At 60.6% G+C, this 9526-nt stretch carries 11 protein-coding genes and 1 pseudogene; 4 read left to right on the forward strand and 8 right to left on the reverse strand.

The genetic code is table 11. The features are described 5' to 3' along the window. Positions 1-110: 110 nt before the first annotated feature. The 5 genes from L598_RS09345 to L598_RS09365 form a co-directional block, all read right to left on the reverse strand. Positions 111-1097 carry an OmpA family protein gene (locus L598_RS09345; protein ID WP_144861882.1) on the reverse strand — a complete coding sequence of 329 codons (987 nt, stop codon included), beginning with the start codon at positions 1095-1097 and terminating at the stop codon, positions 111-113. Between the two features lie 80 nt (positions 1098-1177). Further along, positions 1178-1708 (reverse strand): hypothetical protein, encoded by a 531-nt coding sequence (locus L598_RS21420; protein ID WP_186444984.1) that lies wholly within the window; start codon positions 1706-1708, stop codon positions 1178-1180. Continuing rightward, positions 1709-2194 (reverse strand): hypothetical protein, encoded by a 486-nt coding sequence (locus L598_RS09355; RefSeq protein WP_144861886.1) that lies wholly within the window; start codon positions 2192-2194, stop codon positions 1709-1711. It abuts the gene before it with no gap. Beyond that, positions 2191-3138, reverse strand: coding sequence for a hypothetical protein (locus tag L598_RS09360; RefSeq protein ID WP_246658696.1), 948 nt, complete (start codon positions 3136-3138; stop codon positions 2191-2193). The genes L598_RS09355 and L598_RS09360 overlap by 4 nt, the downstream gene beginning before the upstream one ends. 146 nt (positions 3139-3284) lie before the next feature. Then, positions 3285-3968 carry an outer membrane beta-barrel protein gene (locus L598_RS09365; protein ID WP_144861890.1) on the reverse strand — a complete coding sequence of 228 codons (684 nt, stop codon included), beginning with the start codon at positions 3966-3968 and terminating at the stop codon, positions 3285-3287. A 92-nt stretch (positions 3969-4060) separates the two neighbouring features. On the opposite strand from L598_RS09365, the gene L598_RS21740 reads away from it, so the two are divergent. The 4 genes and pseudogenes from L598_RS21740 (at position 4061) to L598_RS09390 (ending at position 6820) form a co-directional block, all read left to right on the forward strand. Then, positions 4061-4819 (forward strand): helix-turn-helix transcriptional regulator, encoded by a 759-nt coding sequence (locus L598_RS21740; RefSeq protein ID WP_246658697.1) that lies wholly within the window; start codon positions 4061-4063, stop codon positions 4817-4819. Positions 4820-5159: 340 nt separating this feature from the next. After that, positions 5160-5374 (forward strand): annotated as a pseudogene (locus L598_RS21745) (ISNCY family transposase); the annotation flags it as partial. Between the two features lie 162 nt (positions 5375-5536). Beyond that, entirely contained in the window at positions 5537-6166 is a 630-nt protein-coding gene (locus tag L598_RS09380; RefSeq protein WP_144861892.1) for a LysE family translocator, read from the forward strand. 387 nt (positions 6167-6553) lie between these two features. Continuing rightward, a complete protein-coding gene (locus tag L598_RS09390; RefSeq protein ID WP_144861894.1) occupies positions 6554-6820 on the forward strand; it encodes a hypothetical protein in 267 nt (88 codons plus the stop codon). A gap of 27 nt (positions 6821-6847) precedes the next feature. On the opposite strand, the gene L598_RS09395 is transcribed toward L598_RS09390, so the two are convergent. From L598_RS09395 to L598_RS09405, 3 genes are all read right to left on the reverse strand, one after another. Next, complete coding sequence (locus tag L598_RS09395) at positions 6848-7783, reverse strand: DUF2493 domain-containing protein (RefSeq protein WP_144861896.1); 936 nt, start codon at positions 7781-7783, stop codon at positions 6848-6850. A gap of 365 nt (positions 7784-8148) precedes the next feature. Beyond that, complete coding sequence (locus tag L598_RS09400; RefSeq protein WP_144861898.1) at positions 8149-9189, reverse strand: toprim domain-containing protein; 1041 nt, start codon at positions 9187-9189, stop codon at positions 8149-8151. After that, positions 9189-9526: hypothetical protein (locus tag L598_RS09405; RefSeq protein ID WP_186444985.1), on the reverse strand; the 338-nt coding region annotated here is incomplete at its 5' end. The genes L598_RS09400 and L598_RS09405, both read right to left, overlap by 1 nt.

Raw genomic sequence — 9526 nt, forward strand, 5'->3', positions numbered from 1 at the left:
ACAAGCCGCCGGCACCCGAGGTCTTCATCCCGGCATTCGCGCGGGCGGCCCTGCAMCCCCAACCAGCAATGCCGCCCGCGCTGGCGCCGCGACCATCATTGCACTAACAATCAAATTGGACCCGTCCGTGGGGGCCGATCATTCCTGGCACGGCCTTCCTCGGTGCGATTGGTCGCAACCGGCGCGACCATGCCGGCGCCGGCCGGCGTCACGCGGCCTGAGGCGATGCCATGGTTTGTCACCAGAGCATCGACCACGGCCTGGGCTCGTCGCTGCGAGAGCGACAAATTGTAGTCGAATGCGCCCTGGCCGTCCGTATGGCCGACGATCAATACACTGAGTTGCGGATTGTCCTTGAGCAAACCGGCAAGCTGGGTGATCTGCGGCTCCGATTCCGGCTTGAGCTCGGCATCGTCGAAGTCGAAATAGATGCCATAGATCGCGATGCGGCCATCCTTTGCCAAGGCCTGCTGCAATTCGTTCGCCTCGATGACACTGATGCGGTCCGTCTCCATGGGCTGGCTTTTGACGATGGTCATGGCGACATGCGGGGTCAGAGGCTGACCGCTTCGCGCTGCGGTTTCCACGCCGAGCATGCCGACCGTCAGCTTGCCCTCGACATCATCGCGCTCGGCAAGCAGATAGACGGTCGTGTCCCATGTGGTGGGCATGCCGATCCCGCCGCGTGCGGCGTCCCAGAAGCTTGAGATGGCACGGGCGGGTGAGCACTCCTGCTCGTTGCGGCAGAAGAAGCGGATCTCGAAGCTCTCTGCTTGCAAGGCGGCCTCGTAGTTGCGCATCACCTCCAGGATCGAACGGTCGCCCGGCCCCTCGTAGCGAATGGAGGTGAGTTCCCCGGCAAGCTCCGTCTGCCATGCGGAAGGGTCATTCTGATCGCCGGGATCAAGGGCCTTGAAGGGCAGGCTGAGCTCTTCATAGGCTTTGGTCTCGTAAAAGCCGATCCTCGCCCCTTCGTAGCGGCCGACCGCCGGATGATCGGACGATCCGGGAACGTCGTCGACTTGGGCAAAGATTGAGGGCGCTTCACACAGAACGGCAAAGCACAGCGAAAATATTGCGATGATCAAACGCCGCATGGCAATCCTCCAATTTGCGCCTCCGGAGCGAACAAAATTCATAATCGGCAAGAGTCGACCGGCAACCCAGTTTCAGAAATTTACCTCTTACATCTCTTGATGAGATGCATCGCGGCCGCGCGCGCGCCGTCCAGTGGATATTCCTCTGACCCGTCCTCCACAAAGACCATGAGTGTCTCGCCGGAGGTCAAAAGATCGACCAGCCTGTTATCAAGGTGGGTTCTTCCCTGAAGAAGGAACTCCTCATCAAGTTCGAGCCGAAACCCGAAGGTCGTGATTGGCACTGCAATTTCCGCAGCCTGAAGCAGGACTTCAACTTTGATGCCCTCACGGGGCTGGTTCGGTTCGTGGGCATAGGTGAAAGTCACTCCCTTACCGTCATTTGTGCAACTGAAGGAAAGCGGTGCGTAATCGGAATTGGGAATGCCATAGGAGAGCGAAGCTCTGCCTCCCTCTGCACGTCCATGCCAGATCAGATTCTCCTGCGCTCGCGCCGGCGATAGCCATGGGGACACGCCCGACGCGAGGAAAAGCATTCCCATGCTGGTGAAAAGCCTCATCGCCGATGCCCGTCTCGACAGGGTGCCGCTCCGAATCCTGGCGTCTTCCATTCAGCACGCCCCCTTGCGGAGACAACCCGTCAAAATCTCCAGATCGCGTTCGGTTGGCCCTCTCAAAACCGTACGGTTGCAGGGGAAGGTCTCAAGCAGATAGCCGTTCTCGACTTTCTTCAGGAAGATAACGGCAGGAGCGCCTGTCGGCACCGCGCCGCACCACGGGCCAAGGCAATTTTCCATCACGTTCAGGGCGAAGCGCGCCGGAAGGTCAAAGCCGCTCGGCCGGGCAAGATGTCCGCTGAACGTGGCTCTGTAGGGTCCAGGAGGCTTATATTCGAGCGTATCGGAATTGAACTGCGGGCGTTGGCCAACAAGCGTTATGGCGCCGAAAGCCATGACGTAGCTTTCCGGCAGTTCCTGATGCATCACGAATAGCAGCTCCGCCGTCTGTTCCGGGCAGGTCAGCGAGAGTGCCGGTCCCGCCATGAAGGGAAGGAACGCTAACGCCTTCAGCCATGTCACTGGGCGACATAACATCATACCGCCGCTTCCCTCTCCTGAGGTGCAGCAGGCTGGCGAGACCAATCGCGAGCCCGCTCGGCCAGCATTCCGAACCGACCAGAGAGTTGAGCCAGCCTCGCCTGCCATTCAGGATCGGGCTCCTGTCCCGCGGTGGTCCTGAAGAAAACCTGCATCATGCACGCAATCGCCAGCGGTTCGAGAACGGCGGCCTTAACTGCCCACGCAAAGAGCAGGGCAAACACGAAGCCCCCGGCGCTCCATCCGCCGGGAAACAGATAGATCAACGCCGAGGCTGGAGCGAGAGCAAGCAGGAACACGACAAAGGCGAAAACGTAGATGAACATGGCCAGCCAGGCAGCGTTCCTGATCATCACCTTATAGTTCTGACAGTAGAGGATCAGGGCTTCCTCTGCCGCTTGCCATGGATTACGCGTCTGAATGTGGATCGCATAGGCGAGGATGACTTCATCGATGAAGCCTACGGCAATCTTGAGAAAGAGCCGCAACATCCGCGCGAGCGTGTCTAGGCCAGGGATCGGCAAGAACGCAGCGGTACCTGCCATAAGGCTGGTGACCGCGTTCACGACTGCCTTGACCACCTGATCGATGCCAAACAGGACGCTTGCCTCAACGAAGTGTTCGCGCACAATCCTCGTGCCGCGGGCGATCTGGCCGGCATTACCTGAGTCTTCGCGGCCGTCCATAAGATCGACCAGAACAGCGATATGGCCGGCTTTGACGAGATAGAGAATGTATTCGCGGGCAAGATAGATGAGACCCGCCGAGAGTCCGAAACCCGCTGCCCCACCCCAGAGGCCGGAGGCTGTGCGGAAATCTTCACCGCCGAGACTGCCAATGCCGTAGCCGATCATGGCGCTGGCGCCTGTAACAATGACAATGGCACCCGCGATGCCGAAATAGACGGCCAAGCGCAGCGCGACATAGGGCGCGGTCCGCGCCATCAGCCCCAAAGCCCTCGTAAACTGAAAGTCCCACATATTCCTCAGAATCGGCGTCTACGCCTTGTCCCACCACTCGCTGCACAACGGCATCGATCCAAGTTGGAAGCAGCCCTTGCCATCGCAACAGGCTGCCCAGTTATCCTCCCTCAGAATTTGTAGCTAATGCTTGCCGAAATCAGGTGAAGACCCGGCTCGACAAATGTCGGTCCGATCTCGTCATTCTCGAAATTGTGGCTGCCGAAATCGGAATAGGCGTAATCGACGCCGAGAACCCAGTTGTTGTCGACCGCGTAGTCGACGCCCGCTCCGACGGTCCAGCCGACATAGCTGCGATCCAACGGTCGTGACGAAGGGAAAATAGAACTTTCATAGCGAAGGTCCTTCAGGTGAAGGAAGGAAACGCCACCCTTCAAATAGGGCAGGAAACGTCCTGAGGCATAGCCGATGCGGCCAACCATGGCGCCCTGCCAATCGGCGTTGACGTGCCAGTCTTCGTTGCCGAAAGTGGAATGGCCTTCATTGAACAGGGCGAACATCGACGCTTCTATGCCCAGCACGATGTCATTGGCGAAGTGGTGGTTGTAGCCCGCCTTCGCGCCAATGGCTCCGGACGTGCTGTCCGCGTGGAAAGCGTCGCGCGAATAGGCTGGAATGCGCGTGGTGCCGTCGAGAGCGCTAATACCGCCGACAATACCGATCGAAGCTCCGGTCCAATCGACAGCGGATGTGTCCGGTTGGGATGATCCGGGCTCAGCAGCATTGGCAATGACACTGGTGCATATGACGTAAACGGCTGCTGCCGAAAGCAAAAAGACAGTCGTAATCCTCATTTAGGCGCCGTTCTTTCTGGTAGGATTGAAAGGACAACGTTACATTGACTGTCAAACAAAAGCGTCAACCGTTCGGTCGATAGGAGGGGGCGATGGACGAAGCGCTGCTTGATCTGATCGATTGCATTTACGCTGCTTCGCTGGAAAAACCGCTGTGGCCCGATGCAATGAACCGCATGGCTGACCTGATGGGAGGCGCCGAAGCCACTCTCCATTTCAGCGATACCGGGACCGGACAGCGGATCGTTGTCGCGCCTAGATCGGATCCGGACTATCTGGTGAGCTATCGTGAGCACTGGGTGCGTCTCAATCCCCTGATGCAGCACGTCGGCAAGGTTCGAGCGGGTCAACTCATTCGCTTCGCGACGATCGTGCCGCCGGATGAATTTGAACGCACAGCCTTCTTCAACGAGTGGTGGGCTCCACAAGGGTTGGGCACCGGGGGCATGGGCATCACGTTGATGTCGGGCGCGCAAGCGTGGGCGGGGTGCGCGGTTCACCCGGACATCAGGCGTCCGCTCAATGGAAAAGCCGAGGCGCTGTTCGCGGCTTTGCGCCCGCATCTGGTGCGAGCCTTCGAAATCCAGTCGCGGCTCGGTTCCCTGCAAGTCGGAGATGGACATGCGGAGAGCATTGACGATCAGATAGACAGCCTTCGCCATCGGTTCGGCCTCACGCGAGCCGAGGCCATTCTCGCATGGGAGATCTGCAAGGGCGACGGACGCGAGGCTGCCGCGCAGCGCTGCGGGATTTCGGTTTCGACGGCACATACTCATCTGAACCGAATATTCAGCAAGACAGGAACACGCCGGCAGGCCGAGCTTGTGCATTTGTTGCTCACGTCACATTGACGGGCGCAGGTCGATCCCCAGTCTGGAAATCTGGTTTTTTCTGCGCATGCTCGGCGATCTGATAGAGCGTCCACATCGGCCTCAACAAAAGTGGTTCCCCTTCCGCTCCTGCCAATCGCTCGTGCATCAAACCGGGAGGGCTATGGACCCTATGCCCGCCGTTTCCCCCGATGCAGGGAGTAAGTTGCATAGCTGATTTCGACGCAGCTTACTTTCGGGAGGAGAGTCATGCGACACATGGGCCACTTAGAGATGCGACACTCGCCTCTCTGACGGTGGTCAAGATCAACGTTGGAAGGAAGACTGGCTCGGCTCGAGATCGAGCACGAAGGGACCACCCTTACCCTGCAGAACCTTTGATCCGCTCCGCTCAGTCAATCGATCCGAGATTGTCAGCAACAAGCGTTTGGACGTTGTTCTCGCCGTGGTGGCTGACATGCAGGCTGGACGCGAGCTTAAGCGCAGCCAGAAAGCCCCACGGCGCTCAGGGCAGACGAACCATATGTTCGTATCCCCAATGGGAATGTGAGCAACGGCTATCAAAAACGCAAGCGTCACAAGGGGGGTTCGGTAGACGCCTAACGATGCTATTTTGCATTGTCCGCCTCTAAATGGCGATGGCTTGAAGGGGGTGGTTTGCTGCCTGTCGGCTTTCGTGCAGGATGGGAGTTCAGCGGACACGGGCTGCCAACATGCAACATCATTCGGAACCGCCATATGATCGACTGGACTACACTGATTACCTATAACGCAATCGTACTTGGCTTCGTTTTCATTCCTGGCCCTGCAACACTTTTAACTGTCGCGCGAGCGACCAGCTCGGGCACAAAGGTCGGTATCGCAACCGGCGTAGGTATCGCGGCCGGTGACGCTGTTCACACGTTCATGGCCATCATCGGAATCTCTGCTGTGATCGCCGCATCGGCTACTCTGTTCAGCATCGTGAAATATCTTGGCGCAGCCTATCTTGTCTATCTCGGCATACAGGCGATCCTGGCGAAAACTCCCTCGGACCCGACCGCCGCCAGAGCACTTCCGATCACCGCGCAGAAAGCTTTTAGGCAGGCCATTTTGGCGGAAGTGCTCAACCCGAAGACTGCGCTATTCTTCCTGGCGTTCCTGCCTCAATTCGTCCGTCCAGAGAATGGTTCCGTTGCACTTCAACTGATGGTGCTAGGCATCGTCTTTGTGCTTCTGGGCTTGCTCAGCACGGTGGTCTTCGCCGTGTCGGCCGCAAGTCTTGGCAACTTTCTCCGCCGCAACCCGGTCGTGCTGAAATGGCAGGGTAAGGTGGTCGGTGGAATCTACTGCGCTTTAGGTGTCCGATTGGCGTTGCAAGAACGCTGAACTTCGCTAGTCGCCTGAGTTGCTCGCACGATGCGTAACAGCATGCGCGTAAATTTGGGCGATCTCCAACGGCTATTTTGATGAATATCGGAGAAGACAAGCTGATTGGCCATCAGGAGGCGCTTGAGCGCGCGCGCACGCTCATGCAGGCTCACCCCCGTATCGTCTTCATGATGTGCGGGATCGCAGGATCAGGGAAGACCACATTCGCCCAAGCGCTTGAGAAGATGGGCTGCCAACGGCTATCATTTTCAAGAGCTGGGTGACGGGCGTTTCAGCCAATGCTGTGTTGCGGATTTCGCTGGGCCTCGGCAACGAGTACCTCAAGAACGAACTCGATATCAGGACGCTTGGAGACTGAGCCGAACAGGATAGGAGAGCAATGACATGAGCGGAACCGAAGACACCGCAGGATCCAGCGAAAAGGTGGCGACCTGGCGCATCATCCTTGGCGCCATCCTCGATTTCCTGACGGCGTTCTTTGTGCTGGGCTTCCTTTTGGCCACCATCTGCGGTGGGCGCACGGAAAGCGGTTTTTTTCTGGAGGGCGCATCAGCTCTGCTCCTCTTCGCGCTCATCGCGGCCTATTTCGTTGCCTTCAATCGCTTTCTGGGCGGCACGATCTGGAAACGCATCCTCAAGGCTGTCCGGTAAGATGTCCTCGATACATGAACCAGGGACCTACGCGCCGCCATCGAACTTCATGACGGGAATGCCGAGCTTGCGGGCCTTGCCCGCGAGGTTCTCCTGGATCCCGGTGCCGGGGAAGACGAGGACGCCGATCGGCAGAACCTCAAGCATCTGGTCGTTGCGCTTGAAGGGCGCGGCCTTGCCGTGCCTGGTCCAGTCGGGCTTGAAGGCGACCTGCGTGACCTGACGGTTGTCCGCCCATTTCGCGGCAATCAGTTCGGCGCCCTTGGGCGAACCGCCGTGCAGCAGGACCATGTCGGGGTGCTTGGCATGGACCTGATCGAGCCTCGCCCAGATCAGCCGGTGATCGTTGAAGTCGAGCCCACCGGTGACGGCGACCTTGGGACCGGTCGGCAGCATCACCTCGGTTTCCGCCCGGCGCCTTGCGGCAAGGAAGTCGCGGCTGTCGATCATCGCAGCGGTCAGATTGCGATGGTTGACCATCGAGCCGGAGCGCGGACGCCAGGGCGTGCCGGTGTGGCGCTCAAACTGCTCGGCGGCGACATCGCGGAAGAGCTCCATGCTATTGCGCCGCTCGATCAGGGTCTGGCCCTCTGCCGTCACGCGCTCCAGATCGACGGACTTCACCTCGCTGCCATCCTGTTCGCGCTGGAGGCGGCGCTGCGCCTGCTCGTTGTCGTCGAGCTCGCGTTCCACCCGGTTGGCGGCGCGGTGGAAGAGATTGACGGTCGACCAGAGCAGTTCGTCGAGGTCGGGTTCGAGGCGGGTGTCGCCCAGCGTGACGATCAGGGCGTCGAAGATATCGGCGACCGCGCCGGCGACGGCATTGCCTTCGGGAAGCGGCCTCGGATCGGCTTCGTCCTGAAACGGACGCCAGCCATAGAGCTGGAGTTCGGTGAGGACATGGTCGGTGGGGGAAGAGGCGTGGACCGGTTCGAAACCTGCATCTTCGTCTTCGTGCAACATCGGGTGCTTCCTTCGTCTGAAGCCGCGCCCATCGCGGCCTTCGCAGGCGTCGAAAGCCCACGGGCGGGACGGGCTGGCAGTCCTCGCGCTCGCGCGAGGGCCTTGATGGCCGGGTCCGGCTAATTTGCTTCGCGATGCAAAGGCGAGGCTGAGACGGGGTCCCCACGCGACCTGTCGCGTGGGGTGGCTTCTCGCCGGCGGAAATTAGCCGGACGCAGCCATTGCCTGACCGGCACGTTTGTGGGCCGATCGCCCTCTCGAGAAGGCCGTGGGCGCTGCCTCCACGACAGGCAGGAATCGCACCGATGTCCGAAGACGGCAGGTGAAGACGGACCGGGCCGCTCCTCTTTGCCCGCCGATCTCCCTCAGCCCTCCATGAACCGGGCGACATCCTCAGGAAGAAGCTGGTCCTTCAAGGCCGCCCGCAAGGCATCGGCGCCGGCTTCGCGCAGATCCTCGTTGAAGTCCCCACGCATTGGCGACAATCCAACGGCTTCGATGCCGACGGTTTCAGCTCTGGCGATCAGGCTGTCTCTCGCAACGTCCCCCGCCGGGTCGCGATCTCTGAGGACATAGAGCCTCCGCAGCGACGTCGGGAGCAGGATGGCGGCGAGGTGTGCGGCCGAGAGCGCCGCCAGCATCGGCATATGGGGCAAGACCATGCGGGGTGATAGCACGGTCTCGATCCCTTCGCCGGCGGCGAGCACCTCACCGGTGATCCCGAAACGGACCGCATGGCCGAGAAGATCGCCCATCGCCCGCCGCGGTGTCTCGACAGGCGCCTTGTCCAAGCCGTCCGGGTTGAGCCAGGTGCGATGCGCGCCGGTCTGTCGCCCGGCAAGATCGGTGACGGCAGCGACGATCGCCGGCCAGGTCTCAGTGGGCGAATGCTCGTCAGGCCGATAATAGCAGCGCGGATGGAAGCGCAGACTTCCGGTTCCGTGCAAAGCCGTAATGCCGCGCTTGCGGAGATATGTCTCTGCAACGGTGCCGATGATGGGCTGCGACATGGCGAAGAGCCGCCGCGACGCTTCCGGCGATCCACATGCTGCGGGATGGACATTGCCGTTCCGCCTCGTCTCATCCGGCTCGGGATGCGGGAGAGAAAGGAAGCGGCGCGCTTCCTCGGCCACGTCCTTGAAGTCGACAAGGCCACAGCTTTCGCGGATGACGTCGAGCAGGTCGCCATGTTCGCCGGTTGCGGCATCGGTGAACTTACCGGCCGCGCCCTTGCCGGTTTCCGGGCCGGTAAGACGGACGAACATGGAGCGGCCGGGCGTGTTGCGGACATCGCCCACTACCCAGTAGCGACCGGCACGGTTGCCCGAGGACAGGTAATAGCGGCACACCGCCTCGGCCTGCCGGCCGAGACGGATCGCGAGGTCCGAGGCATCGTGACGCGCCATTACGCGGCCTCCCTCTCACCGATGCGCTCGACCGGATAGCGGTCGAGCAGCTTGGCGAGGACAACCGGGCCGTTGCCATCGACCGGCACGAACATGCGCAGCTTCCAGGAGATGATCTCGTGGAAGAGGCCATAGGCGGTGAGACGCTCGCGCATCGTGTCGTCGAAGCCGGTGAGCTCGATCCGGTTGGCGCCCATGACGCGGCTGCGGCGAAGCTGCAGGCCCTCGGCGAGGTCGAGGATGGTGCGGCCATCCATCAGTGCCATGAACGCATCGTCCGGCGCGAGCGAAGTCGTTCCGGTCGCGGTTGCATTGGCGGCCCAGGCCGGCGAGACCT

It is taken from the genome of Mesorhizobium sp. J18 (assembly GCF_007829525.1).
Lineage (GTDB): Bacteria > Pseudomonadota > Alphaproteobacteria > Rhizobiales > Rhizobiaceae > VLJP01.